At 67.9% G+C, this 24,593-nt stretch carries 24 protein-coding genes; 16 read left to right on the top strand and 8 right to left on the bottom strand.

The window, feature by feature from the left end; all coding sequences use genetic code 11:
- The first annotated feature begins 69 nt into the window (after nt 1-69).
- The 13 genes from OG474_RS42850 (at nt 70) to OG474_RS42790 (ending at nt 11,992) form a co-directional block, all read left to right on the top strand.
- On the top strand, nt 70-1,044 hold the full coding sequence (locus OG474_RS42850) for an ABC transporter substrate-binding protein (RefSeq protein WP_405059421.1): 975 nt from the start codon (nt 70-72) through the stop codon (nt 1,042-1,044).
- On the top strand, nt 1,041-1,832 hold the full coding sequence (locus OG474_RS42845) for a siderophore-interacting protein (protein WP_405059420.1): 792 nt from the start codon (nt 1,041-1,043) through the stop codon (nt 1,830-1,832). Before OG474_RS42850 ends, OG474_RS42845 begins: the two co-directional genes overlap by 4 nt.
- A 112-nt stretch (nt 1,833-1,944) precedes the next feature.
- Complete coding sequence (locus tag OG474_RS42840; protein WP_405059419.1) at nt 1,945-3,198, top strand: MSMEG_0569 family flavin-dependent oxidoreductase; 1,254 nt, start codon at nt 1,945-1,947, stop codon at nt 3,196-3,198.
- Complete coding sequence (locus tag OG474_RS42835; protein WP_405059418.1) at nt 3,198-4,016, top strand: amidohydrolase family protein; 819 nt, start codon at nt 3,198-3,200, stop codon at nt 4,014-4,016. Before OG474_RS42840 ends, OG474_RS42835 begins: the two co-directional genes overlap by 1 nt.
- A gap of 32 nt (nt 4,017-4,048) precedes the next feature.
- Nucleotides 4,049-4,564, top strand: a complete 516-nt coding sequence (locus tag OG474_RS42830) for an MSMEG_0572/Sll0783 family nitrogen starvation response protein (protein WP_405059417.1) — start codon at nt 4,049-4,051, stop codon at nt 4,562-4,564.
- A complete protein-coding gene (locus tag OG474_RS42825; RefSeq protein WP_405059416.1) occupies nt 4,564-5,622 on the top strand; it encodes an MSMEG_0568 family radical SAM protein in 1,059 nt (352 codons plus the stop codon). The genes OG474_RS42830 and OG474_RS42825 overlap by 1 nt, the downstream gene beginning before the upstream one ends.
- Complete coding sequence (locus OG474_RS42820; protein ID WP_405059415.1) at nt 5,592-7,007, top strand: MSMEG_0567/sll0787 family protein; 1,416 nt, start codon at nt 5,592-5,594, stop codon at nt 7,005-7,007. The genes OG474_RS42825 and OG474_RS42820 overlap by 31 nt, the downstream gene beginning before the upstream one ends.
- Nucleotides 7,007-7,828, top strand: coding sequence for a carbon-nitrogen hydrolase family protein (locus OG474_RS42815; RefSeq protein WP_405064672.1), 822 nt, complete (start codon nt 7,007-7,009; stop codon nt 7,826-7,828). Before OG474_RS42820 ends, OG474_RS42815 begins: the two co-directional genes overlap by 1 nt.
- 5 nt (nt 7,829-7,833) lie before the next feature.
- Nucleotides 7,834-8,646: a carbon-nitrogen hydrolase family protein gene (locus tag OG474_RS42810; RefSeq protein ID WP_405059414.1), complete on the top strand. Its 813-nt coding sequence runs from the start codon at nt 7,834-7,836 to the stop codon at nt 8,644-8,646.
- Nucleotides 8,646-9,734, top strand: coding sequence for an MSMEG_0565 family glycosyltransferase (locus OG474_RS42805; RefSeq protein ID WP_405059413.1), 1,089 nt, complete (start codon nt 8,646-8,648; stop codon nt 9,732-9,734). Before OG474_RS42810 ends, OG474_RS42805 begins: the two co-directional genes overlap by 1 nt.
- 124 nt (nt 9,735-9,858) lie before the next feature.
- A complete protein-coding gene (locus OG474_RS42800; protein ID WP_405059412.1) occupies nt 9,859-10,536 on the top strand; it encodes a HEAT repeat domain-containing protein in 678 nt (225 codons plus the stop codon).
- Nucleotides 10,530-11,495, top strand: coding sequence for a HEAT repeat domain-containing protein (locus OG474_RS42795; RefSeq protein ID WP_405059411.1), 966 nt, complete (start codon nt 10,530-10,532; stop codon nt 11,493-11,495). Before OG474_RS42800 ends, OG474_RS42795 begins: the two co-directional genes overlap by 7 nt.
- A complete protein-coding gene (locus OG474_RS42790; protein WP_405059410.1) occupies nt 11,492-11,992 on the top strand; it encodes an AAA family ATPase in 501 nt (166 codons plus the stop codon). Before OG474_RS42795 ends, OG474_RS42790 begins: the two co-directional genes overlap by 4 nt.
- On the opposite strand, the gene OG474_RS42785 is transcribed toward OG474_RS42790, so the two are convergent.
- Together OG474_RS42785 and OG474_RS42780 are read right to left on the bottom strand one after the other, a co-directional pair.
- Nucleotides 11,955-13,223, bottom strand: coding sequence for a diguanylate cyclase (locus tag OG474_RS42785; RefSeq protein ID WP_405059409.1), 1,269 nt, complete (start codon nt 13,221-13,223; stop codon nt 11,955-11,957). The genes OG474_RS42790 and OG474_RS42785 overlap by 38 nt on opposite strands.
- Nucleotides 13,224-13,437: 214 nt before the next feature.
- Nucleotides 13,438-14,673, bottom strand: coding sequence for an MFS transporter (locus OG474_RS42780; RefSeq protein WP_405059408.1), 1,236 nt, complete (start codon nt 14,671-14,673; stop codon nt 13,438-13,440).
- 98 nt (nt 14,674-14,771) lie between these two features.
- Here OG474_RS42780 and OG474_RS42775 point away from each other — a divergent pair, with 98 nt between their 5' ends.
- Complete coding sequence (locus tag OG474_RS42775) at nt 14,772-15,443, top strand: alpha/beta fold hydrolase (protein ID WP_405059407.1); 672 nt, start codon at nt 14,772-14,774, stop codon at nt 15,441-15,443.
- Nucleotides 15,444-15,751: 308 nt separating this feature from the next.
- Here the strand turns inward: OG474_RS42775 and OG474_RS42770 are convergent, their stop codons facing one another.
- The 5 genes from OG474_RS42770 to OG474_RS42750 are packed head-to-tail and all read right to left on the bottom strand — an operon-like array spanning nt 15,752 to nt 21,402.
- Complete coding sequence (locus tag OG474_RS42770; RefSeq protein ID WP_405059406.1) at nt 15,752-16,912, bottom strand: Gfo/Idh/MocA family protein; 1,161 nt, start codon at nt 16,910-16,912, stop codon at nt 15,752-15,754.
- Nucleotides 16,909-17,955 carry a Gfo/Idh/MocA family protein gene (locus OG474_RS42765; RefSeq protein ID WP_405059405.1) on the bottom strand — a complete coding sequence of 349 codons (1,047 nt, stop codon included), beginning with the start codon at nt 17,953-17,955 and terminating at the stop codon, nt 16,909-16,911. The genes OG474_RS42770 and OG474_RS42765 overlap by 4 nt, the downstream gene beginning before the upstream one ends.
- 29 nt (nt 17,956-17,984) lie before the next feature.
- Nucleotides 17,985-19,592 (bottom strand): extracellular solute-binding protein, encoded by a 1,608-nt coding sequence (locus tag OG474_RS42760; protein WP_405059404.1) that lies wholly within the window; start codon nt 19,590-19,592, stop codon nt 17,985-17,987.
- Nucleotides 19,593-19,594: 2 nt separating this feature from the next.
- On the bottom strand, nt 19,595-20,497 hold the full coding sequence (locus OG474_RS42755; RefSeq protein ID WP_405059403.1) for a carbohydrate ABC transporter permease: 903 nt from the start codon (nt 20,495-20,497) through the stop codon (nt 19,595-19,597).
- Entirely contained in the window at nt 20,494-21,402 is a 909-nt protein-coding gene (locus tag OG474_RS42750) for an ABC transporter permease (RefSeq protein WP_405059402.1), read from the bottom strand. The genes OG474_RS42755 and OG474_RS42750 overlap by 4 nt, the downstream gene beginning before the upstream one ends.
- Nucleotides 21,403-21,518: 116 nt before the next feature.
- Between OG474_RS42750 and OG474_RS42745 the strand changes: the two genes are divergently transcribed.
- Nucleotides 21,519-22,583, top strand: a complete 1,065-nt coding sequence (locus tag OG474_RS42745; protein WP_405059401.1) for a LacI family DNA-binding transcriptional regulator — start codon at nt 21,519-21,521, stop codon at nt 22,581-22,583.
- On the top strand, nt 22,580-23,197 hold the full coding sequence (locus OG474_RS42740; RefSeq protein ID WP_405059400.1) for an HAD family hydrolase: 618 nt from the start codon (nt 22,580-22,582) through the stop codon (nt 23,195-23,197). Before OG474_RS42745 ends, OG474_RS42740 begins: the two co-directional genes overlap by 4 nt.
- 4 nt (nt 23,198-23,201) lie before the next feature.
- Here the strand turns inward: OG474_RS42740 and OG474_RS42735 are convergent, their stop codons facing one another.
- Nucleotides 23,202-24,464: an ABC transporter substrate-binding protein gene (locus tag OG474_RS42735; protein ID WP_405059399.1), complete on the bottom strand. Its 1,263-nt coding sequence runs from the start codon at nt 24,462-24,464 to the stop codon at nt 23,202-23,204.
- Between the last annotated feature and the right edge of the window lie 129 nt (nt 24,465-24,593).

The following is a 24,593-nucleotide window of genomic DNA, read 5'->3' as shown; positions in this document are numbered from 1 at the left end:
GCGCTACGAGCGGGCGGTCGGTAAGGCTAGCCTAACTTTCGTTCTGTCCGCTCGGACGAAGGGTCCGGAATGTCCGCCACACACCGCCTCGGTGCACTCCTGCTCGCCACCTGCCTGCTGGCCGGGTGCAGCACGACCGAAGGCACTCCGGCCGCCGCGGAGACCAGGGTGTTCGCCGCCGACAACGGCAACATCACGATCCCGGTGAAGCCCCAGCGGGTGGTCGCCACCGGGTACGCCGTTCCCGCGCTGCTCGAGGCGGATGCGCCGCTGGTGGGCATCTCGGCCTGGTCGCGTGGGCTGCTGATGATGACCGCCGAGGACAAGGCGACGTACGAGCGGCTGACGAAGATCGCCGGTGAGACCGCGGCCGAGACCGACTACGAGAAGATCGCGCTGGCCAAGCCGGACCTGATCGTGATCGGGGTCCCGGCGCCGGTGCTCGGCGACATCGACGTGAAGCGGCTGGAGGCGATCGCGCCGGTGGTGGCGATCGGGCCGACCATCCCGGACGCCTGGCGTGAGCTGTCCCGCCGGCAGGCCGACGCGGCCGGCCGGATGGAGACGTTCGACCAGGCCCGGACGGCGTACGAGAAGCAGGCGGCGGAGGTGAAGGCGAAGTACGCGCCGAAGCTGAGCGGGCGGAGGTTCGGGCATCTCGGCGGCTACGGTCAGGTTGCCAAGGGCAACTTCATGCGCGAGTTCAACGGGTCGTTCGGGACCAACATCGCGCAAGACGTCGGGATCTCGTACTACGGCCAGGTGACGAAGCCCGGTCCGGGATCGCTGGCGGTCTCCGAGAACGTGTCGATCGAGCTGCTGCCGGAAAGCCTGCGCGACTCGGACGTCATCACCTACACGCTGGAGCCGGACGGCAGTGTCGGGCCGGCGGTGAAGTACGTCCTCGACTCACCGCTGTGGAAGTCCCTGCCCGCGGTGCGGGCGGGCCGGGCGATCGGCGTCCGGTACACCCAGGCGGCGACGTACGGCGAGGCGATGCTGACGCTCAAGGCGCTCGACAGCGAGTTGGCGGGACTCAAGTGAATCGGGAGAAGCCGCGCGAGCGGGTCGAGGAACATCATCTGAGCGGTACAGGCATCTCGCGGATCGGCTACCCGATCGGCATCCGGCAGACGACGGTCGCGTCGACGCGCTATCTCACGCCGCAGATGCTGCGGGTGACTCTCGAGGGGCCTGAGCTGGTCGACTTCCACTCGTATCACTTCGAGGACCACATCAAGGTCCTCTTCCCCGACGAGGACGGCACCCTGCGACTGCCGGTGCCGAACGATCGACAGATGCTCGACTGGCCGCGACCGAGCCCGCCGACCCGCAGCTACACGGTCCGCCGGTACGACGGCGCCACGCTCGACCTGGACTTCGTCGTACACGCTGGTGGCCTGGCAGCGCCCTGGGCTGAACGCTTGCAGGTCGGTGACGAGGTGTGGATTGCCGGACCGCCTGGCGCGAAGGCGTTTCCTTTCACATATGTGCACTACATTTTCGCGGTTGACCCGACCGGGCTGCCGGCGGCGGCCCGCTGGCTGGAGGAGTCGCCGATCGAGGTCTCCGCCGACCTGGTGATCGAGTTCGATCACCCCGCCGAGACTGCGTATCCGCTCGCCCACCGACCCGCCGTCGACGTGCAGTGGGTGCCGAGGTGGGAACTGGCCGACCGGGTGCAGAAGCTCGACGTACCGGATGGCACGTTCCTCTTCGCAGCCGGCGAGGCTGACAGCATCCGTCCGCTCCGCGCCTGGGTGAAGGGCCGGATGGACGCCGTCATCACCGGCTACTGGAAACAGGGCCAGGAAGACGTCGAAGAGGACTAGGCCACGTCACTGGTTCGCGGTTACCCACGCGAAACGTACGGCGGTGGTTTGGAAACGCGAGTTTGTTCCGGCGGCAACGGTGGGGCAATCGGGCGGTCCTTCACTGGATGACATGCAGATCAGGGACGGAAGGCACTTTTCCGTCGCGGTGGTCGGTGGTGGTCAGGCCGGTCTCGCGACGAGCTGGCACCTGGTGCGGGCCGGGGTGGACCATGTGGTGCTGGAGGCCGACCGGGTCGGTAGCGAGTGGCGGAACCGGCGCTGGGACTCGTTCTGCCTGGTCACGCCGAACTGGCAATGCAACCTGCCGGGCTTCCCGTACGACGGACCTGATCCGGACGGCTTCATGGTCCGCGACGACATCGTCGGCTATCTGAACGACTACGCCCACTCGTACGACGTTCCACTGGCTGAAGGCGTTCGGGTGACGCGGCTGGATGCGGGGTTCCGGCTGACCACGAGCGCCGGCACGATCACCGCGGATCAGATCGTGGTGGCGACCGGTCCGTACCAGCAACCGCGGATCCCCGCGCTGGCCGAGCGGCTCCCTGTCCACCAGCTGCACTCATCCGCATACAGGAATGCCGATCAGCTCCCGGAAGGCTCGGTCGTCGTGGTCGGGACCGGACAGTCCGGCTGCCAGATCGCGGAAGACCTGCATCTGGCCGGTCGCCAGGTCCACCTCGTGACCGGTACGGCGCCGCGGGTGGCGCGGGTCTATCGCGGGCTGGATGTGGTCGCGTGGCTGGACCGGATGGGCTACTACCGGCGCGGGATCGACGAATTCGACGACGTTGAGGCGGTCCGGTTCCGGGTGAACCACTACGTGACCGGGCGCGACGGTGGACGCGATATCGATCTGCGGAAGTTCGCGCTGGAAGGGATGCGGCTGTACGGGCGGCTCCTCGACGCGGATCCGGCGACCCTGCGGTTCGCCGGTGATCTGCGCGCGAACCTGGACCACGCGGACGCGGTGTCGGAGGGGATCAAGGACTCGATCGACGCCTTCATTCTTGCCCAGGGCATCGATGCTCCGATCGAACCGCGGTACCAGCCGGTGTGGGAGCCGAGTGAGGTGCCGGAATCCCTAGACCTGCAAGGGATCGGGGCGATCGTCTGGAGCACCGGATTCCGGCGTGACGACAGCTGGATCCGGCTCCCGGTCTTCGACGGCCGCGGGTACCCGACCCATCACCGAGGCGTGACGAGCGTGCCCGGTCTCTATTTCATCGGGCTGCCGTGGCAGCACACCTGGGGCTCGGGCCGGTTCGGCGGGGTCGCGGATGACGCGCGGTATCTTGTGGAGCGGATCATGGCGATGCAGTTCCATTGGCTCGCCGGTCAGCCGCGCCGGACGGTGGCCTGATGATCGTCGCGGACGCGCACCGGCACCTCGGGGTGCTGCCTGCCTATCCCTTCTACGGCGGACCGCCGGTGAACCCGGATCTGACCGCCCGCGCGACGGTCGACGAGCTGCTCGCCGACCTCGATGCCGAGGGCACCGAAATGGCGCTGGTGATCCCGAACTACGGCGTACCGGATGCTGCGGTCTCCTTCGGATTCAACGAGCTGGTGGTCGAGGCCGCGGCCCGGGACGAACGGATCCGCGCCGGACTCTGGGTCTCGCCACGACCGCAGGACGCCGAGCTGACGGCCAAGGCGCTCACGCTCGCCACCGAGCCCGGTGTCCGGGCGCTGAAGCTGAGCTTCCTGCTCGGCGGGCACCCGACCGGCGACGACGTCCGCCCGGCGCTGGACGAGATCTTCGCCGTTGCCAAGGACAACGACCTGGTCGTGCATGTGCACACCTCGCCGGGAGCGGCCTCCGACATCGACCACGTCGGCCACCTGGTCGACACCTATGCGGACGACGTCCGCCTGCATCTCGTCCATTTCGGTGGCGGGATGAGCGGGCACATCAAGCTGATCGGATCCCGGTTCTTCGACTGGATCGCGGACGGCAAACAGCTCTACACCGATCTGTCCTGGGCGATCGGCTTCGCCCCGGGCTGGCTGGCCGCGGAGATCGAGCGGCGCGGGATCGGCCACGACCGCGTGCTGTTCGCGAGCGACCAGCCCTGGGGCGACCACGCCGGCGAACTGGCCCGGATGCGCGCCGCGATGGGGGACGGGGAGCTCGGCGAACTGGTCTTCCACCGCACTTTCGAACACCTCTACCACTGACAATCGCGCCACTGAGAACCAAGGAGAATGCCATGACCGCCGAACTGACCGACCTCGAGACCAAGAGCCTCGGCGAGATCCCGCACCCGGCGCTGCCACAGGGCTCCAGCATCTACGGCGGCACCAAGGTCTTCCCGGACTACCAGGCCGAGGACGGCGAAACGTACTTCACCCTCGTGCACGGCATCGCCCACGAGTCGTCGGTGAGCTTCGTGGCGATCCTGCAGGCGACCCGCGCCCAGCGGAAGGGATTCGAGTCCGCGATCTACTTCTACGGACCCGGATCGCTGAACTGCCTGGCCACCCGCGGCTTCCCGACCACCGGCAACTCCGCGTTCCCCGGCGAGCACAACATCAACGACTCGCTGAAGACGTTCATCGCCGAGGGCGGCAAGGTCTACTGCTGCCGGTTCGGGCTGTCGCTGCACGGCGCGCGCGAGGAGGACCTGATCGAGGGCGTCATCCCGACGCACCCGCTGGACGTCCAGGACGCGCTGATCCACTACGCCCGCAAGGGCGCCATCATCAACTCGACGTACATGTTCTGATGGACACGGCGTTGGAGGCCCGGGCCGAGATGGCGGTGCTGGGCGTTCAGGTGGACGCCCCGGTCCGCCGGAGCAAAGGCGCCGGCCCGAGCGACGACGGGCACCTGGTCGTCGACGGCGCCAACGCCACCCTGCCGATAGTTGCTGACAGCCCCTATCAGGTCCGGGACGGTGCGGTCTTCCGCAACGGGCTGAACCTGGGGCTGTCGGTCGAACCGGTCCGCCGGCCGCGGTTCTACGACCTGACCACGGCCGACGGCGTCCCGTACCAGCAGATCGCCTTGCTGCACGGCAAGGACGTGCTCGCGACCACCGTCGTACAGACGTGCATCCGGTACGACGAGGAGACGCGCTGCCGGTTCTGTTCGATCGAGGAGTCGTTGCGGGCCGGGGCGACGATCGCCGCCAAGACGCCCGCCCAGCTGGCCGAGGTGGCCGAGGCCGCGGTCCGTCTCGACGGCGTCACTCAGATGGTGATGACGACCGGTACGACGACCGGCCCGGATCGCGGCGCGCGGAACCTCGTGCGGTGCGTCCGGGCGGTCCTCGCCGCGGTCCCGGGACTGCCGATCCAGGTCCAGATCGAGCCGCCGGGCGACCTCTCGGTGCTCACGGACCTCAAAACGGCCGGAGCGACATCCATCGGAATCCATGTCGAGTCCCTGGACGACGGCGTACGACGCAAATGGATGCCGGGGAAGTCGTCCGTGTCCATGGCTGAGTACGAGTCCGCCTGGGACGAGGCTGTTCGCGTCTTCGGACGGAACCGCGTATCGACCTACCTGCTGATCGGTCTGGGTGAGGACCCGGACGAGCTGGTGGCCGGGGCGGCGCGGCTGATCGAGCGTGGCGTCTACCCCTTCGTGGTACCCCTCCGGCCGATGCTGGGCACCTTGGCCCGAGCCGACGGGGTCCTGCCGCCGTCCGCAGCTGTGGTTCGGGACGTGACGGCGAAAGTTGCCGACCTGTTGGCGGCCGCCCAGATGCGTGGCGCGGATCAAGGGGCGGGATGTGCGGCTTGTGGCGCATGCAGCTTGTTATCGGCGGCGGGCGCATGATCGCGCCGCTGGTGCAGACCAGCGGGGTTCGGCGTGCTGCCGATGTCTCCGCGCTACTGGGCGAACCGCCGCCGGCGTTCTTGATCTCGGTCGCAGAGGCGGCCGAGCGCCGTACCTATCGGCAACTGCGGCATGAGGCGTTCGTGGTCCAGCAAGGGTTGTTCGAGCGCACCGACCTGGACGAACGCGATGAGGATCCGCGGACTGTTGTCCTGGTCGCTCGGACCGCGGCCGGTGAGGTGATCGGTGGCGTTCGGCTGGGACCGGCGTCGGACGGCCCGGACCTCGGGTGGTGGCAGGGCGGGCGGCTGGTCACGGCAGGTCGGCGCAACGGTGTGGGTGCGGCGCTGGTGCGGGCAGCTTGTGCGTACGCCGAGAGCGCCGGGGCGCTGCGATTCGAGGCGACGGTGCAGACGTCGACGTACCGGTTCTTCCAGCGGCTCGGCTGGGACACGGTCAGGCCGAGCGTCGTCGCGGGCGAGCCGCATGTGCTGATGCGCTGGCCGATCTCGCGGATCGCCCAATTGGTTGCCGCGAGCAAGAGTCCGCTGGGATCGCTGGTGGCCGGGGTCGGGCCGGCCGGGTTTGTCGGTGACGACGGGGCACCAGTTCCGGACAGCGATCTGGTGGCGGCGTGTGACGCGATCCTGCCGGCGATGGTGGAGCGGGATCCGGAATGGGCCGGCTGGTGCTCGGTGCTGGTGAACGTCAACGACCTGGCCGCGATGGGCGCCGTACCGGTGGGGTTGCTGGATGCCCTCGGGGCTCTGGACGCGGCGTTCGCGGCGCGGGTGCTCAGCGGGTTGCGGCGTGCTGCTGAGGCCTATGGGGTGCCGTTGCTGGGCGGGCACACGCAGCTCGGGGTGCCGGCCGCGTTGAGTGTGACGGCGCTCGGGCGGACGGCGACGCCCGTGCCGGGTGGTGGTGGTCGGCCCGGGCAGGCCGTGCGGCTGACCGCGGATCTGGGCGGGTCGTGGCGAGCTGGGTACGCCGGTCGGCAGTGGGACTCGACCAGTCACCGTCGGCCGGATGAGCTGCGGGCGATGATCGGCGCGGTCGGGAAGGCGCAGCCAGCGGCGGCGAAGGACGTGTCGATGGCCGGAGTCGTCGGCACGCTGGGCATGCTGGCGGAGGCCAGTGGATGTGCGGCGGTGCTCGACGTTGCCGCCGTACCGAAGCCGGCCGACGCGTCGATGGGGGACTGGCTGACGTGCTTCCCGGGATTTGCGATGGTGACGACCGGGCCGGCTGAGCTCGCGGCGGGTCCTGCGGTGAGTCGGGTGTGTGGCGAGCTGAGCAGCGGTCAAGGCGTCGTACTGCGTTGGCCGGACGGTGAGGTCACCTCCGCCGTGAGCGCCGGGGTGACCGGAATGGGGGCGGCGTGATGCTGCGGATGGCGGCCGTGGCCGCGAACTTCGACCGCGATCTCGAGGCGGACTTCGCCCGGGTCGCCGCGTTGATCGCCGAGGCCCGGCAGGCCGGCGTACAACTGCTGGCCCTGCCGGAAGGTGCGCTCGGCGGTTACCTGCTCAGTCTCGACGGTACGGCGGAGCCGCCGCCGGCGTTCGATGTCGACGGGCCGGAGATCCAGCGGCTGGCCGGGTTGGCAGGTGACCTGGTGGTCGTCGCCGGGTACGCCGAGGCGGTCGGCGGGCTGATCTACAACAGCGCGGTGTGCGTGACCGGAGACGGCGTACTGGGGCGTCACCGGAAGGTGCATCAGCCGTTGCGGGAGGACGAGCACTATGCGGCCGGGGACCGGTTCGAGGCCTTCGACACACCGGTCGGGCGGCTGGGTCTGATGATTTGCTACGACAAGGCGTTTCCGGAGGCGGCGCGGGCGCTGGCACTCGACGGTGCCGAGATCATCGTGTGCGTCTCGGCCTGGCCGGGAGCGCGGACGAACCCGGATCCGGACCTGTCCAAGGACCGCTGGAAGCGGCGATTCGATCTGTTCGATAGAGCGCGCGCGTTGGAGAACCAGGTGGTGTGGCTGTCAGCCAACCAGTCGGGGACCTTCGGCTCGCTGCGGTTCGTGGCCAGTGCGAAGGTGGTGGATCCGGGTGGTGAAGTGCTCGCCGATACCGGTGTCGCCGCGGGGATGGCGATCGCGGAGCTGGACGTTGCCGACGCACTGCGACTCGCGCGGCGATCGATGGGGCACCTGCGGGACCGGCGGCCGGAGACCTACGGCGTGGTGGTCTGAAGCCCGTGAAGGTCGGAGCGGTGGCGGCTGGTTTCACCCGGGACCTTGAGTTCGACCTGTCCCGGGTGGAGGCACTGATCCGGCACGGCCGGCGCGAGTCGGTCGAGCTGCTGGTGCTGCCCGACGCGGCGCTCGGCGGGTACCTGGCCGATCTGAGCAACCCGGCGCTCGACGACCTGCCGCCGGCACTGTCGCTGGACGATCCGCTGATCGCGAAGGTGATCGCGATGGCGGGGGAGATGGTGGTCTGCTTCGGGTTCTGCGAGGCGGACGGCGGGCTGCGGTACAACACTGCGCTCTGCGTGACGGGCGACGGCGTACTGGGGAAGCATCGCAAGGTGCATCAGCCGCCGGGGGAGCGGTCGATCTATGCGGCGGGCTCTTCGTTCGAGGCCTTCGATACGCCGGTGGGGCGGTTGGGGATGATGATCGACTACGACAAGACGTTCCCGGAGGCGGCCCGGACGCTCGCGGTCGACGGTGCCGAGGTGGTCGCGTGCCTGTGCGCGTGGCCGACGAGCATCACGAACCGGGCACCCCGGATGAACGAGGACCGGCAGTCGCGGCTGTTCGACCTGTACGACCGGTCGCGGGCGGCCGAGAACCAGGTCGTGCTGGTCTCGTCGAACCTGACCGGATCGATCGGCGGGATGCGGTTCCTCGGGCAGTCGAAGATCGTCGGTCCGGGCGGGGACATCGTCGCGCGGACCTGGTCGAAGGCGGGGATCGCGATCGCGGAGGTCGACGTACGGGCGGAGATCGAGACGGCGCGGCGGGTCCTGCACCATCTGGACGAGCGGCGGCCGGAGGTCTACTGATGCGGATCGCGTTGCTCAGCTACTCGACGAAGCCGCGGGGCGGGGTCGTCCACACGTTGGCGCTGGCGGAGGCGCTGGCCGCGCTCGGGCAGGACGTGACGGTGTGGTCGCTCGGGCGAGGCGGCGACACCACGTTCTTCCGGCGGGTGGACCCTCGGGTGCGACCGGCCGTCGTACCGTTTCCCGACGTACCGGGGGAGTCGGTGGGGGCGCGCATTCTGCGGTCGATCGCCGTACTGCGGGAGGCGTTCGACGGGACTGCTTACGACATCGTGCATGCACAGGATTGCATCAGTGCGAATGCGGCCGGGCGATGCGTGCGGACGGTTCACCACCTCGACAACTTCACCACACCCGAGCTCGCCCGCTGCCACGAGCGCGCTCTCGTCGAGCCATACGCGCACGTGTGTGTCTCGGCCGCCGTCGCGACCGAGCTGGCCGACGGCTGGGGGCTGAAGGCGACCGTCATCCCGAACGGCGTGGATTCTGCCCGCTTCGCCGTCGCGGCCTCCGCAGCGCCGGCGGCGGTGGAACGCCGTACAGCTTGGCGCTCGCAGCTCGGGCGGTATGTTCTCGCGGTTGGTGGGATCGAGCCCCGTAAAGGTTCCCTCGACTTGCTGCACGCCTTCGCCCTGCTGGCGGACCCCGACCTGCGGCTCGTCATCGCCGGCGGGGAAACCCTCTTCGACTACCGTCCCTACCGCGCTGCCTGGGATACCGCGGCTCGTTCCCTGGGCGTCGAGCCCGTCGTCCTCGGACCGGTCGACGATGAGCTGCTCCCCGCGCTGGTCGCGGCGGCTGACGTCTTCGCCTTCCCCTCCGTCAAGGAAGGCTTCGGCCTCGCCCCGCTGGAGGCCCTCGCCGCCGGAGTGCCCTTGGTCGTCTCTGACCTTCCCGTCTTCCGCGAGATCTTCGCCGGCACCGCCACCTACGCCACCGATCCACCAGCCCTGGCCCAAGCCCTCCGAGCAGCCCTGACCCAGTCGGCCCCCGACCGCCGTACCGCCGGCCACGCCCTAGCCGCCTCCTACACCTGGCCCGCCGCCGCCCAGGCCCACCTCGCCCTCTACAACTCCCTGACCCCTTGAGCACGGATCAGTCATCCGAACGCCCGCCAAACGGTTGATGGAGACTCAAAGCGGCCTCAAGTGGGGCACTCGCTTGACGTTGACACTGTGACAAGGTCTTCACTGGGTGCAGGAGGTGATCACCGTGAGTGCGGTGGAGACGTTGGTGGCGCGATTGGGTGCTGGGGACTCGTCGGCGCGGCTGCGGTCGGCGATGACGGTGGGGGACCAGCCTGGGCTGGTGGAGGCGTTGCTGGAGCGGTGCGCGGTCGAGCCGGACTTCTTCGTACGCGACATGCTGACTTGGGCGTTGATCCAGCAGCCGGCCGAGGTGACGGTACCGAAGGTGTTGGCGGAGCTGCAGTCGGACCGGGTGCAGGCGCGCAGTCAGGCGCTGCACACGCTGTCCAAGATCGGCTCTCCGGCGACCTGGAGTGCGATCACGCCGGAACTGCTGCGCGACCCGGACGACGAGGTGGCACGGACCGCGTGGCGGGCGGCCGCCGTACTGGCTCCTCAGGACAAGCGGGAGTGGTTGGCGGGCGAGCTGGTGACGCAGTTCGGGCGTGGTGACCGGATGGTGCAGCTGAGCCTCAGCCGGGCGCTCGTCGCCCTCGGTGAGCTCATCGGACCGGTCCTGGAGCCGGCGCTGGCCAGCAAGGACGCCGGTGTGCGGGCGCACGCCCGGGCGACCGACCTGCTGCTGCGCGATCCGGACGCCGCTTTTGCGGCCGACGTCGACGCGGCGAGGCGGATCGACAACCTGGGCCCGGAGAAGTTGGCCGCAGCCGAGGCCCACAAGGAGGCGCAAGCCGCGTGCTGATCGGTGAGGTGGCGCGCCGCTCGGGGGTGAGTAGCCGGATGCTCCGGCACTACGACTCCCTCGGGCTGGTGCGCCCCACCGGGCGGACGGTCGGGAATTATCGTGAGTACTCCGCCGATGACATCCGGCGGATCTTTCACGTTGAGAGCCTGCGTTCGCTCGGCCTGTCCCTGCGCGAGATCGGTCGTGCGCTGGAGGACCCGGCGTTCGCCCCGGCCGCGCTCGTCAGCGACCTGATCCAGCGCACCGAGGACCGGCTGCACCGCGAACAGGAGCTCCTCGAACGCCTCCGCACAGTCGACGCCTCGGCCCCGACCGGCTGGGAAGAGGTCCTGCGCATCATTGAACTCCTGCACAGCCTCGACTCCGCCAGCCCCGCCCGCCGCCAGCAAGCGATCCTCACCCCTGACGCAGTCCCCACCGACGTCCTCGCCAAGGCGATCCTGAGCGAGTCCGACCCGAACGTCGCCGGCGCCCTCCGCTGGGCCCTGGCCCGCGCGGACGACGGGGTGGCGAGTATCGCGCCCGGTCTGCAGTCGAAGGACGTCACCGTACGGCGGCGCGCGGTGCAGGCGATCGTCGAACTCCCCGGGGCCGACGCGACCGCCGTACTTTCGCGAGCTCTTGGCGACGACGATCCGACGGTGCGCAAACACGTAGCCCTTGCCCTCGGCAACCGTGGTGTCGCGGCGGCGATCCCGGCATTGGTGAGCATGATCGTCCAAGGCATCAACGACGTGGAGTCCGCCGAGATCCTCGGCACTCTCGCCGCGGACCCGACCGTCATCGACTCGCTGACCGCGGCGCTGGCGGATCCCGCGGCGGACTCGGCTGCGCGAATCCGTCTCACCCAGGCGCTCGCCGAGCTGCCGCCGGCGGTGGCTCAGGACGCTCTGCGCGGGCTGACCCAGGACTCTGACAAGGTAGTCGCCATGCTCGCCAAGGCTCTGCTGAAATGACGCCCAGGCTCGTGCTCCTCTGCGGTACGTCGTTCTCCGGCAAAAGCACGGTCGCTCAGACGCTGGCTCCACGGCTCGCCGCCACGATCGTCAGCCTCGACGAGATCAACGCCCGCCGCGGACTGTGGGGCGGCGACGGCATCCCCGCCAAGGAATGGATCCGCACGCACGCGGAAGCCACCACCGAAACCCGAGCGCTCCTGACCGCCGGCACATCGGTGATAGTCGACGACACCAGCTCCCCACGCTTCCTCCGCGACGCCTGGCGCGCCCTGGCCGCCGACGCCGACGCCGACGCCCAGTTCACCCTGCTCTACCTGGACATCGACCACGCCGAGATCCACGCCCGCCGAGCTGCCAACCAAACCACCGGCGGGCGCCAGGACCTCACTGACGAGGTCCTCACCCAGCACCTCGCCGACTTCGACCCACCCCACCCAGACGAGAACCCCGTCTACCTCAGCTCAGTTGACCTGGCGTCCGGCTGGGCGCCGTAACCACCCGATTCCGCCCAGACTCCTTAGCCGCATAGGTAGCGGTATCAGCCGCCATCAGAAGCACGTCAAGACTCTGCCCCGAGACGGGGAACGTCGCCGCTCCGATCGAACAGGTGATCCCGTCGACCTCCATCTTCCCGTTCGGCGCTGTGACGGTGATGACGAGGTTCGCGATTCGGTGCCGGATCCGTTCGGCCGTATGGAGCGTGTCGTCAACATCGGTGTTGGGCAGGAGGATCGCGAACTCCTCCCCACCGAGCCGTCCCACCAGGTCGTCTGTCCGCACCTCGTGCTTCAGTTCGGCTGCGATCGCCTTCAGTACCTGGTCGCCCGCCAGGTGGCCGTGGGTGTCATTGACGGACTTGAAGTGATCGAGGTCCAGGTACAGGATGCCGAGCGGGGTGTTGTTGTTCTGCGCGCCCTCGAGCGTCTTGGCGGCGATCTCGTGCCAGAACATCGTGTTTGCCAGCCCGGTGTTCGGGTCGGTGCGTGCTGCGAACTGAAACTGTCCCACCAGTAGCGCTCGGTGGAGACCGAGGACTGTGATCAGCAACGCGACGGTCAGCCAGGGCTGGTAGAGCAGCAGGGCGGCTGTGCTGGTGCCCAGTCCGAGAGCACCGGCCACGATGAACTGGTCCGACAGCTGTCCGAGCGCCTTCCGGGCGTTGGCCTCCGGATTCGACAGCAGCACCGCACCGACGACAAGGGCGAAGTTGATCAACCAATAGGCCAGCGCGGCCGCGGTCACCGCAAGTAGGCCGACGAGTCCGCCGGTGAAGCCTGGCTGGTGATCAGGATTGATCGTCCGCAGGCACATCACGGCGAGGGCGGAACCAAGAATGACGGTCGAGGCCGAGAAGAATCCGCGGTACGGCGGATTGCGTCGCATCCGGGCCCACGAATGGACATAGCTGGCGGCGATCACGGCGAGTGCCAGCGGCGGCGGCAGGATCAGAATGGCCGCGAACATCCACATCGACTTCAGGTTCACGTAGGTGGTGCCTTCGGAGACGACCGCACGGAGTCGCTCGATCTCCCGGCCCGCCTCGACATGCAGCGCCGATCCGATCACGAGGGCGCCGAACCGGACCCAGTCGTCCGAGCGGATGTCCAGCCCGACGAACGAGGCGCCCACCACGGCGAGCGCCAGCACGTCGACGGCCACCACGTAGCCCAGGACGACCCTTGGCGCCGACCAGAGGGCCCAGTGCGTAGGTAACCACTTGGACACGGGCACGTCAGTGTCACGACGGTGCCTGCGCCTCAGCCTCCAATGGCGGATACTCAGCATTAACGTTTCCCCCAGCCCCACTTGTCCTCATTGTCAGAGTAAACGCGGTATCACCGAAAGTCACTGCGTTGTCAGGTAATGGCGGAGCCGGTTCCTGAGGAGGTGCGTCGCGATGCGCAGCAACGACTGGCAGTAAACCGATTCAGTGTCGTGTTCACGCGTCGATACCTTCCGCCTTGCAGGCACGCCGGTACCCCCGGGCGGCACCGGCTGCGTAGACGACGCCGAGCACACCCGCACCGGCCACGACCATGGCCGGCTTCCAATGATCCGCCGCCACCCCGGCGACGAGGATCCCCATCCCCTGAGAAACCACCAGCGCAGTGCGGGCCAGGCCGATCACCTGACCCCGCTGCGCATCAGGAATCTCCTGCACGAATGTCGCCTGTGCCAAGGGCATGAACGATGCACACATTCCTGACAGACCCCACAATCCCACCGTGACCCACAGCCCCGGCTCGAACACACAGGCGATCAGCACCGCGCAGGTGCCGATTGCGAGCGTTCCCATCATGCTCATACGTTTGGCCGGGGCGATTCGGGATGTCAGCAAGATGCCAACAACCTGTCCGGCGGGGTTCGCCGCGAACAGGATGCCTGCGGCGATCGCCCCGCCGCCGATCGAGGCGGCGTACGGCGTCGCGAGGCCCTCGACGGTGATGTAGAAGCCCGGCACGCAGCACAAGGCGAGCAGGTAGCGCAGTTTGCGGTTGTTCCAGACCAGGCGCGCACCGGCGACCAGTGAGCCCCACCAGCTCGGCCGGGCGGCCGGATCTTCGCCCAGCGCGATCGGTCGTTCCCGCAGGCCGAGGCGCAGCAATACGGCCGAGGCCGCAAAAGAGAGCGCGTTGAGCGCCAGTGCCTGGCTCGGGCCGAGTGTTGCCACGATCGTGCCGCCGAGCACGAAGCCCGCGAGCTGGGCGGATTGTGCGGTGACCGAGGACAGGCCGACGGCCGCGCGGTAGATGTCGCCCGTCAGCATCGTTGCCAGGAAAGCCGATCGGGCCGACTGAAAAGGTCCAGCAAACATTTGAACCGCGACGAGCAACACGCACAGGATCCACAGCGGGATGCCCGGGATCGCCATACAGGCGACCAGTACGGCGCGGGCAGCGTCGCAGCTGACCATGAGCTGCCGGCGTGGAAGCCGATCGGCGAGCCCGCCGAGGAGGGGTCCACTGATGACGTCGGGCAACAATGTCAGTGCATAGGTCAACGCGGACAGGCCTGCTGAGCCGGTGCGGTCGAAGACCAGGACTGCTAGTGCGACCCGTGCCAGTTGGTCGCCGACTACTGAGCCGACCAGGGCGACCCACGACCACCGGAATTCGGCGACGGCGAAAACCTCTGCGTAGGTGGCAGAGCGTTCGGGCTGACCGGGGCGGGACATGATTCACAACGTACTGACTGGCACCAGTGGACTGCTCGTCGTACCGGTGAGCCGTTATAGCTTCGAAGCCGAGCTCACAGGTAGGTAGCGTCAAGCGTATGACTGACGTGATTCTGCTGCATGGGTCCTGGCATCAGCCGGCGCATTTCGACGAATTGGCGGGGTTGCTGCGCTCACGCGCGCTCAGCGTGGAGGTTCCGGACCTCTACGAGCTGACTTTGGACGAGAGCACCGCGCTGGTCGAGAAGATCATCACCGCCTCGGCGCGCCCGCCGTTGGTTGTCGGTCACTCGTTCGGCGGGGTAGTTGCGGGCACCGTCCGGGGTGCACGCGGGCAGATTTTTCTCGCTGGTTGGCTGCTCGATGTGGGCGAGACACCCGCTCAACTGCTGGCCGCTCTCGCCGAGGAGACCGGCACCCCACCCGAGGGCCTCGCCATGGCTCCTGACGCCAATGGCCGCCTGGCCCTGGATCCGGCCGACGCCCGCCTCAAGCTGTACGGCGATGTCGACGACGCCAAGGCCGCCGAAGCCATCGCCCTGCTTCGCCCCGAACCACCAGCGATCTTCGGAACCACCCCAACCCGGGTGACCTGGCACACCACCCCCACGACCTACGTCGTCGGCAGCGAAGACCGGGCCACCCCCGCCCAGCTGATCCAGCGCTTCGCCGCCCGCTGCGCCACTGTCGAAACCTGGCCCACCAGCCACACGCCCTACCTGAGCCGCCCCACCGAGGTCGCCGACCTGATTCAGCGGCACCTGTCCTAGGTCGGTACGGCGCTGGCGCGGATGAGGGGCCTCCGCTGGGCACGGTCGCGGGTGCTGGGGAGCAAAACCGCCCGATTCAGGGGGCCAGGACTACCCGAACCGGTTTAGGGACAGCCGGCCCGGACGCTCCCTAAACCGCTTTGGGGAGCACAACCAACCGATTCCGGTTCACTACCTTCCCCAAACCGGACACGCGCGCCGAAGGCAGGTGGTTCCCACGAGGACATGCACACTCATACGTTCAGGACGAGATACTGACTACGGAGTCCGCAAGCACTGACAGCGAGTTGCAGCGTGACTGCAAAGAGTCAGGGCAGGTTCATGGTCCGATCGATGTCAGCCTGTGGTACGTCGCCGTGCAGCGCTCGGTAGAACGGGTGGCCGGGAGTCAGTTCGGCGCGCTGCACCGCCGTACCGGTGAGGGAGGAGGCGTAGAGCGCGGTCACGAACTCCATCGTCGGCCGCGTGCTGGCCAGCGTGGTCTCGTGGGTCCGCCCGGCCAGCAGGTCGTCGACCAGCCGCCCGAGCTGCGCCTCGTGATTGCTCGGTACGTCGTCGCCCGCCGACCCCGCCCACGGATCGGTGTCCGCGGCAACGACCTCCGCGGAGCCGGTACGCCGGACGCCGGGATCGAGCCCGTTCGTCGCGGCGCGGGCCGCGTCGGGCGCCGGAGTGAAGGTCCAGTCCGTGTCGGAGTAGCCGTACAGGTGGTTGACCTCGAGCGAACCGCCAGTCGTGTCGATCCGGATCCGGCTGAGCTCCCGCGGTGACAGCAGACTGTTGATCACCGTCGCGACCGCACCGCTCTCGAAGATCACCGAGGCCATCGACACGTCCTCGAACTCCACCGGCCGGTCCAGCCGAACGGCAGTCGCCGTCAAAGACTTCCACGGCCCCAAAAGATGCAGCAGCAGGTCGATCTGGTGGATCCCGTGCCCGAGCGTCGGTCCGCCGCCCTCGCCGACCCAGGTCCCGCGCCACTCCGGATCGAAGTAGCTGACCGGCCGGAACCACAGCGTCTCGCAGACGGCGACCTGCGGCTTGCCCAGCGCACCATCGGCGAGCAACGACGCTGCCCGCAGACCGCCCGAGCCGTGCCGATGCTGGAAGACGACGTACACCGAACCCGCACTGGCCTGCTCGGCCGCTGCCACCGCATCCAGCTCGGCCAGGCTCAGCACCGGCGGCTTCTCGAGCAGCACAGACTTGCCGGCGGCAAGGATCTCGATGGCGATCTCCGCATGACTGCCCGGGGGAGTAGTGACCGAGACGAGGTCAGGTGAGGTTGCCGTCAGCAACTCGGTGACGCTGCCGAACGGCCGACCGCCAAACTTGGCGGCGAGCTTGTCAGCCTTGGACGGCACGATGTCGGCCACCCCGACCAGCTCGGTCGGCGCAGCGGCGTACGACTCGGCATGGCGGCGGCTGATGTTGCCGCAGCCAACGATCGCGACCTTGAGGACCGTCACTGCGCGGCCCCGCGGACGACTGCCTGCTGCTGCGCGGTCAACGCCAGCCGCATGGTCTCGAACGTGTGCTCCTGCGGCGCCGCCGTCGTGGTCCGATCCCGTACGTCGTTCAGCAGGTCGGCGTAGTAGGTCAGCTGCACATCCGAGCAGTCGATGTACTCCATGCCCTCGTGATTGACCAGGAACACGTGATCGCCACCCGGCCGACCGGCGATGTCGACGTACTTGCGCAGCTCGATGTAGCCCTCGGTGCCGAGGATCATCAGCCGCCCGTCACCCCAGGTCGGCAGCCCGTCCGGCGTGTACCAGTCGACGCGGATGTAGCCCTGCGCGGTGTCGCTGCGGATCAGCAGATCACCGAAGTCCTGCAGGCCGGGCTTGTCCGGGTTGGCGAAGTTGCCGACCGAGCTCGCCACGACCTCCGCGGTCCGGGCACCCGTGTACCAGAGGAACTGGTCGATCTGGTGCGACGCGATGTCGACCAGGATCCCGCCGTACCGGTTCTTGTCGTAGAACCAGGCCGGCCGGCCGGCACCACCACCGAGGTGACCGCGGTCGCCGATCCGGTGCGGCCCGAGGCCGATCGTCTGGACGACGGTGCCGATCCGGCCGTCGCGGACGAGCTCGCCGGCCTTGATCGCCGAGCGCACCTCGAACCGCTCCGAGAACGTCACCGACCAGAACCGCCCGCTCTCGGCGACCGCCTTCTCGATCTCCTCGAGCTGACTGAAGCTGACACACCCGGGCTTGTCGGTGACGACGTCCTTCCCGGCCCGCAGCGCCGCGACGGCGATCGGCCCCCGCCGGTCCGGTACGGCGGCGGTCACGATCAGGTCGATCCCGTCCCGCCCGAGCAGCTCGGCCGGGTCGTCGACGACCGGCACGTCGGGATACCGCTCCCGGACCTGTACGGCGATCGCCGCCGCCGGATCGTCCGTCGCCATCGCGACGAACTCGGCGCCGGCCGCGAGCAGACCCGCGATCTGACCGTGAATATGGGCGTGATCAAGACCGACGGCCGCGAACCTGACGGTGTTGGACACAGTGGATCCCTTCAAGGTGATTGATTCGGTTACCGTGATTGATGGAGGGCCTGCGCGAACTCTTCGGCGATCTTGTCACCGCCGCCGCTCTTCCACTTCTTGACCGCAGCGGCCCAGGCGGAGACCGGCTTACGCCCCTGAATGATGTCGTTGGTGATCTGGGTCATGTCGGCGGTCAGCTGTGGGCCCTTACGGACGTTCGTCTCGGAGTACATGCCGGCCACCGGGTCGACGAACGCGGTCGGGCAGGTCTGCTTCATCGCCGTGAACTCGGTCTCGGCGTTCCCCGGCTTCTCCGGCAGGAAGATTGTCCAGGGCCCGTCGGCGGTGTACATCAGCCCGAGCTGGATCTCGCTGAAACCCTTCTCGGTCAGTACCGGGTTGCCGTCGACAACCTTGTGGTGCTGCCCCGGCAGGCCGTACTTGCGGAACAGGTACTCCTCGGTCCCGAACGGCGCCGCGAGGAAGTTCAGGTAGGCCAGCATGGTCTCCACCCGGCCGGCGGCCTTCTTGTTGATCGCGGCGAACCCGATCGCGGGTGAACCGAGCCAGAGCCGGCCCGGTCCCGAACCGTCGTACTTCGGCGGTGGGATGATCGCGATCCGCGCGTTCGGGTCGACCGCGGTCTGCAGGTAACTCGGCCAGCCGCTGTAGGTGTCCTGAACCAGCGGGCTCGACCCGTTGCCGAACCGCACCTTCAGGTCCTGGTTCTGCCCGGAGAACGCATCCGGGTGGATGTACCCGGAGCTCCACAGCTTCCGCAGGACTTCGAAGACGTCTTCCTGCGCCTCGTGTTCGAGGTTGCTGACGAGCGTGTTGCCGTTCTCGCTCCAGTTGTTCGGTACGCCGTACATGTTCCGGATCCACTGGGTGGGAGCGGTCGCCAGTGCGAACCGGTTCTGCCGCTTGTCGGTGACCGCCTTGCACAGCTCGACGAACTCGTCGAGGCTCTTGACGTTGCCGTCGACGCCTTGTTTCTCCAGGATGTCGGCCCGGCTGTACATCGTCTGTGAACTGATCGCACCGCGCGGAATCGGTACGCCGAAGATCCGGCCACCGAAGATGCACGGGTTCCATGCGGTCTCGGGCAGGTTGGCGAGGTAGGGATACTTCTTGACGTTGTCGCCGGACAGGTGCGGGGTCAGGTCGACGGCCTTCGCCTCGAGCAACTGGGGCACTTGCGGAACGGTGCCGACCAGGAAAATATCGCTCAGCCGGTCGCCCGCCACCACGGTCGCGAACTTCTGGTTGTAGTCGACCGACGGCGTCAGGTTCACCGTGACCGGCGATCCGACCCGCTGGTTGAACTGCTGCCAGAAGCTGTTCTGCTCGACCTTCGGTGGGATCGGCGTGTTCGTGTAGGTGAGGACGTCGATCGGCTTGCCGTCGCCCGGCGGTTTCCGGATCGCCTGCACCGGATTGGCGGGATAGCGGATGAACGCGTTCGGGATGTTGTACTCGTCGCCCGGCAGGTCGGGTTTCACTCCCGTGTAGCGCATGTACGCCGGCCGCGCGCCGCCGCCGGCTCCGCCTCCGGGGAGGCCGCCGCGGCCTTCGTTGGAGCAGGCGACCAGGCCGAGGGCGGCCGCGCCGCCGAGGAGGGCGCGGCGGGACAGTCGTGCATCGTCGAGACTCATCGTCAGCCCTTCACCGCTCCGGTCAGCACACCCTTGGCGAAGTGCCGCTGGATGAACGGATACACACACAGGATCGGGACGATCGAGATCATCAGGATCGCCATCTGGATGGAGGTCTGCGGCGGCAGCGCCTCACCGGCCGCGCCGAGGTCCTGGGCGCCGATCTCGACGCCGTTGACCACGTAGGTCCGCAGTACGAGCTGCAGCGGCCATTTGCTGCTGTCGTTCAGGTAGAGCAGGGCGCCGAAGAAGCTGTTCCAGTAGCCGACGCCGTAGAACAGTCCGACCACCGCCACGACCGCCTTGGACAGCGGCAGGCCGATGTACCAGAAGAGTTTCCACTCCGAGGCGCCGTCGATCCGGGCCGAGTCGAGCACCTCGGCCGGCAGACCGACGAAGTACGCGCGGACGACGATCACGTTGAACGCGCTCACCGACACCGGCAGGATGACCGCCCACAGACTGTCCAGCAGCCCGAACTGCTGAACCACCAGGTAGCTCGGGATCAGTCCGGGGTTGAACAGCAGGCTGATCAGCACAAGCAGCAGCAGCGGCTTGTTGCCGACACTCCCGCGCCGGCTCAGCGCCCAGCCGAGAGTGCAGGTCAGGAACAGGGCGATCGCCGTACCGATGACGGTGATGAAGCCGCTCACCAGGAGGGACTGCGTCACCGTCCCGCCGGACAGGATCGATCGGTACGCCGACCAGTCGATCCCGTGCGTGGGAAACAGCACGAACCCGCCGGACTTGATGACCTGCTCGGGGGAGGCGAGGCTGGTGGAGACGACCCCGATGAACGGCACGACCACCACCAGGCAGATCGCGGTCAGGAAGATCGCCTTCACGATGCTCTCGAGCCGGCTCGGCGGTGGCATCCCGCCGACCAGCACCTGCTGTCGCGTCATCCGCGGTACACCCCTTCCTCGCCGAGGCGATGAGCCAGTTTGTTGGCGCCGAGCACCAGGATCAGCGCGACCACGCTCTTCACCAGGCCGACCGCGGCCGAAGTTCCCCAGTCACCGCCGAGGATGCCGTTGTTGAAGACGTAGGTGTCGAGCACTTCGCTCGCATCAGCCCCGACCGCGGGTTGCTGGAGGATGATCTGCTCGAAGCCGACCGTCAGCGAGTCGCCGAGCTTGAGGATCAGCAGCAGGATGATGATCGGCTTCAGGCCGGGCAGTGTCACGTGCCAGGTCTGCTTCCAGCGGCCGGCGCCGTCGACCGCGGACGCCTCGTAGAGGGCGCGGTCGATCTGGGACAGCACGGCGAGGAACAGGATCGTCGCCCAGCCGGTGTCCTTCCACATCACCTGCGAGGTCAGCAGCGCCCGGAACGCGTCGGCGTTCCCGATCACGTGGATCGGGTCGTACCCGTGCGAGCGCAGCCAGTTGTTGATCATCCCGGTCCCGCCCAGCATCTGCTGGAAGACCGCGACCACGATCACCCAGGACATGAAGTGCGGCAGGTAGATGACGGTCTGGACGAACTGGCGGATCCGGTTCGACAGCAGGCTGTGCAGGGTCAGCGCCACCACGATCGGCGCCGGGAACACGATGACGGTCTGGATCGCGGTCAGCACCAGCGTGTTCTTGACCGCGTTCAGGAACTCCGGGTCGCCGTCGACGATCGTCGAGAAATTGCCGAGGTAGGTCCAGAGACTCTTGCCGACCCCGAGATAGGGCTGGTAATCCTGGAAGGCGATGACATTGCCCCAGAGCGGAAAATAATGGAAAGCGAAGATGATCAGGAGACCGGGGATCGCCAACAGGAGGACTGGATAGTCGCGGCGTAAGCGCGTGAGCAGAGACACTTTCCTCCTTTACAGGGGAGGCGCAATAAAAAGTGATCGATCCACTTCTGAGCCGGTAGCTAACCGCAGCCCGTGGAGGGTGTCAAGAGTTCGCCGGATCGGCTAACCTGCTGCCCGTGAGCGAACCGGGGGAGAAGCGGCCGTCGACGATCCACGAGGTGGCACGGCTGGCCGGTGTCTCGCACACCACCGTCTCGCGGTACCTGCAGGACAAGGACAGCCTGAAGCCGCAGACCAGGGTCAAGGTCGAATTCGCCGTGAAGACGCTCGACTATCGGCCCAATCTGGTCGCCCGATCGATGCGGACCCGCCGGACGAACCGGCTCGCGATCGTTCTCGCGACCGGTCCGCATTTCCCCGGCCGGCAGCTCGCGGCGGCGTCCGAGACTGCCCATCAGGCCGGCTACCAGATCGAAATCGTCAGTGTCGAGGGCGGCCCGAAGGCGCGTGCGGCGCGCATTGAGGATTTGGCGCGATCCGGCCAGGTCGACGGAATTCTTGCGCTGTCTTCAATTGATATAGGAGCGGCTTCGATCGATCTCAAGACGAAATCGCTGGGAATTCCGATTGTCCGGAGCGAGAGCTACGACGAGCGGCTGCACGTGCTGGGCGAGCTCGCCGGGGCGGCCGAGATCGGGGAGATCATCGAGCACCTGAGCTCGCTCGGCCACCGCCGGTTCCTGCACGTGGCGGGTGACCAGAGCTTCGCCTCGGGGCGTAACCGCAAGCGCGTCTACCTGGAGACGATCGAGCGCCTCGGCCTGGAGTCGGTCGGCGTGTACGACGGTGACTGGACCGGGCAGTCAGGGGTGGACGCGATCGCGAGTCTGCCGGACGGCTGTGGAGTGACGGCGGTGGTCGCCGCCTGTGACCTCGCCGCGGTCGGGGTGATCCGCGGCGCGCGGGCACGCGGCTGGAGCGTGCCCGGCGACCTTAGTGTGTTCGGATGGGACGACGACGAGTACGGCAGATACGCGCTCCCGTCGTTGTCGACGGTGGCCGTCGATCGCGAGTCGCAGGGTCGCGACGGGATCCATCGCCTGCTCGCCGAGATCCTCGGCAAACCCGCCCCTGAGCCGTCTGTCCGGAGCGTCAACCGGCTCATCCACCGAGAATCGACCGCGCCACCGCCCCTCTCAGCAGATTCCACGGGGGCGGACGGGCGCTCGGAGGTCCAGTGAAGTACATCGCCCGACTGGTCGCGGCAGGCGCCGCGGCCAGTCTTCTGTTCGCCCTGCCCACCACGGCAACGGCAGCACCCGCCGCGCTGTACCCCTCGGCGACGGCACCGACGGCGCAACGACCCGCACAACACCCCGCGCGCTGCTCGGCCGTCTGGTTCGACCTGGGCAACACGCTCGTCGACACCTCGGTCGCCGGCAAGATGACCTGGATGCCGGGAGCGCTCCGGCATCTCCGGCAGTTGCGCAGCGTCGGCGTACCGATCGGTCTGATCACCAACGTGCCGCCGGAGTGGGGCGCCACCGATGCCGAGCGCGCGGCGGCGACCAAGGCGTACGTCGACGGTCAGTGGGCCGAGGCGGACCCGTTCCCCTGGACGCTGTTCGGCGACCGGATCCTGACCCCGCGGACCAAGGCCGAGTCGAAGCCGGCGTTGGCCCTGTTCGAGCGCGGGAAGGCGAACGCGTCCCCGTGCCGGTCGTTCTACGAAGGTGAGACCCCGGCCGAGATCACCGCGGCCGAGCAGGCCGGGCTGACCGGCTACCTCACCGGCCAGCCCGATCAGCCCGCGTTCATCCCGCTGTGGCGGGTGCTCTGCCCGATAAAGGTCTGAGCCTCTAGCCGAACAGCCGCGACAGTTCGGTGGTCACCGTCTTCTCGGCCTTGGTGATCTCGGCCGCCGGGTCCGCGCCCTTGCGGATCACGTTGGTGGTGAGGTCGTTGAAGGCGGTGATCATCTTCGGGGTCCAGGCCGGCAGGTCGACGATGCCGTGGTCCTGGTTGAGCTTGACCACCTCGGCGGCGACACCGCTCTGCAGCTTGGTCGCCTTCGCGGCCAGCGACTTGCGCGGCGGGATGTGGAAGCCGTAGTTGAGGTTCCAGTCCTCCTGGAACTCCAGGTTGTCCACCCACAGCCACTTCACGAACGCCTTGGCCGCCTCGACGTTCGGGCTCTTCGCCGACACGAACTGCGTCCAGCCGCCGGACGGCAGCGAGGGCCGGCCCTGGGCGTCTAACTTCGGATACGCGAAGACCCCGAAGTCGTCACCAAGCGACTTCTGGATCGTCGGCATCGCCCACAGGCCACACCACTGGATCGCGGTCAGGCCCTGCACGAACGCACTCGGGTCGGACCAGTCGGCCGGAGCGCCCAGCAGCAGCGACTTGCTCTCGTAGAGCTCGTGCAGCTTCGAGAAGGCCTGGGCCGCCCGCTCGCCGGTGAACCCGGGCTTGTTGTCCTCGGTCAGGTAGGCGCCGCCGGACGACCAGAGCGCCGGTCCGCCGACGATCACGCCGCCGTCGTTCCCGACGAAGATGCCCTTGATCTTGTCGGTGGTGAGCGCCTTGGCCGCCGCGATCAGGTCGTCGACCGTCTCCGGCGGCTTGATCCCGGCCTTGTCGAACAGGCTCTTGCGGTAGTAGAAGATCTGCGGGTCGTCGATCATCTTGATGCCGTAGACCTTGCCGTCGATCGAGTTCGTCTTCAGGTCGTTCGGGTTGAAGTCGTCCTTGGCGTCGCCGAGGATGTCGTCCAGCGGCACGACCTGGTTGCTCTTCACCATGCCGACGTTCAGCTGGCTCTCGAAGATGTCCGGTCCGCCGTTCGACAGCAGCCCGGAGGCGAGCTTGCTCGCGTAGTCGCCGGGCGTCCACTCCACGGCCACGTTCGCGCCGGTGTAGCCCTTCGCGTACTTGAGCGCCGCCTCCTTGGTGCCGGCCTCGCCGTACTGGTGGTACCACTGCGACAGATTCACTCCCGCGCCGCCGCCACCTCCGGTCGACGGCCGTCCGGTATTGCCTCCGCAGGCGGCGGTGAGCGCCGCGAGCGCGGCCAGGCCGCCCGTTCGTTTCAGTAGATCCCGCCGGGACAGGGGAGCCATCCAGCACCTCCGAGAGAGTCGCGTCAGTTAATTCACGCAGTTAAGCATGTGTTCCGGCCCACGTCACTGCTTGCCGTTGTGCGTTTGACAGATCGGTGACAGGGTTCTTGATACATCGTTGTAACCGAA

Source organism: Kribbella sp. NBC_01505 (genome assembly GCF_045040285.1).
GTDB lineage: Bacteria > Actinomycetota > Actinomycetes > Propionibacteriales > Kribbellaceae > Kribbella.
The sequence above is the reverse complement of the archived record's forward strand: the minus strand, read 5'-3'. Positions and strand labels throughout refer to the sequence as shown.

What these genes read in the sequence shown, in the direction of transcription:
- OG474_RS42850 (WP_405059421.1), top strand. Translation starts at nt 70, where the DNA reads ATGTCCGCCACACACCGCCTCGGTGCACTCCTGCTCGCCACCTGCCTG.
- OG474_RS42840 (WP_405059419.1), top strand. Translation starts at nt 1,945, where the DNA reads ATGCAGATCAGGGACGGAAGGCACTTTTCCGTCGCGGTGGTCGGTGGT.
- OG474_RS42835 (WP_405059418.1), top strand. Translation starts at nt 3,198, where the DNA reads ATGATCGTCGCGGACGCGCACCGGCACCTCGGGGTGCTGCCTGCCTAT.
- OG474_RS42830 (WP_405059417.1), top strand. Translation starts at nt 4,049, where the DNA reads ATGACCGCCGAACTGACCGACCTCGAGACCAAGAGCCTCGGCGAGATC.
- OG474_RS42825 (WP_405059416.1), top strand. Translation starts at nt 4,564, where the DNA reads ATGGACACGGCGTTGGAGGCCCGGGCCGAGATGGCGGTGCTGGGCGTT.
- OG474_RS42820 (WP_405059415.1), top strand. Translation starts at nt 5,592, where the DNA reads ATGCAGCTTGTTATCGGCGGCGGGCGCATGATCGCGCCGCTGGTGCAG.
- OG474_RS42815 (WP_405064672.1), top strand. Translation starts at nt 7,007, where the DNA reads ATGCTGCGGATGGCGGCCGTGGCCGCGAACTTCGACCGCGATCTCGAG.
- OG474_RS42805 (WP_405059413.1), top strand. Translation starts at nt 8,646, where the DNA reads ATGCGGATCGCGTTGCTCAGCTACTCGACGAAGCCGCGGGGCGGGGTC.
- OG474_RS42790 (WP_405059410.1), top strand. Translation starts at nt 11,492, where the DNA reads ATGACGCCCAGGCTCGTGCTCCTCTGCGGTACGTCGTTCTCCGGCAAA.
- OG474_RS42780 (WP_405059408.1), bottom strand. Translation starts at nt 14,673, where the DNA reads ATGTCCCGCCCCGGTCAGCCCGAACGCTCTGCCACCTACGCAGAGGTT.
- OG474_RS42775 (WP_405059407.1), top strand. Translation starts at nt 14,772, where the DNA reads ATGACTGACGTGATTCTGCTGCATGGGTCCTGGCATCAGCCGGCGCAT.
- OG474_RS42760 (WP_405059404.1), bottom strand. Translation starts at nt 19,592, where the DNA reads ATGAGTCTCGACGATGCACGACTGTCCCGCCGCGCCCTCCTCGGCGGC.
- OG474_RS42755 (WP_405059403.1), bottom strand. Translation starts at nt 20,497, where the DNA reads ATGACGCGACAGCAGGTGCTGGTCGGCGGGATGCCACCGCCGAGCCGG.
- OG474_RS42735 (WP_405059399.1), bottom strand. Translation starts at nt 24,464, where the DNA reads ATGGCTCCCCTGTCCCGGCGGGATCTACTGAAACGAACGGGCGGCCTG.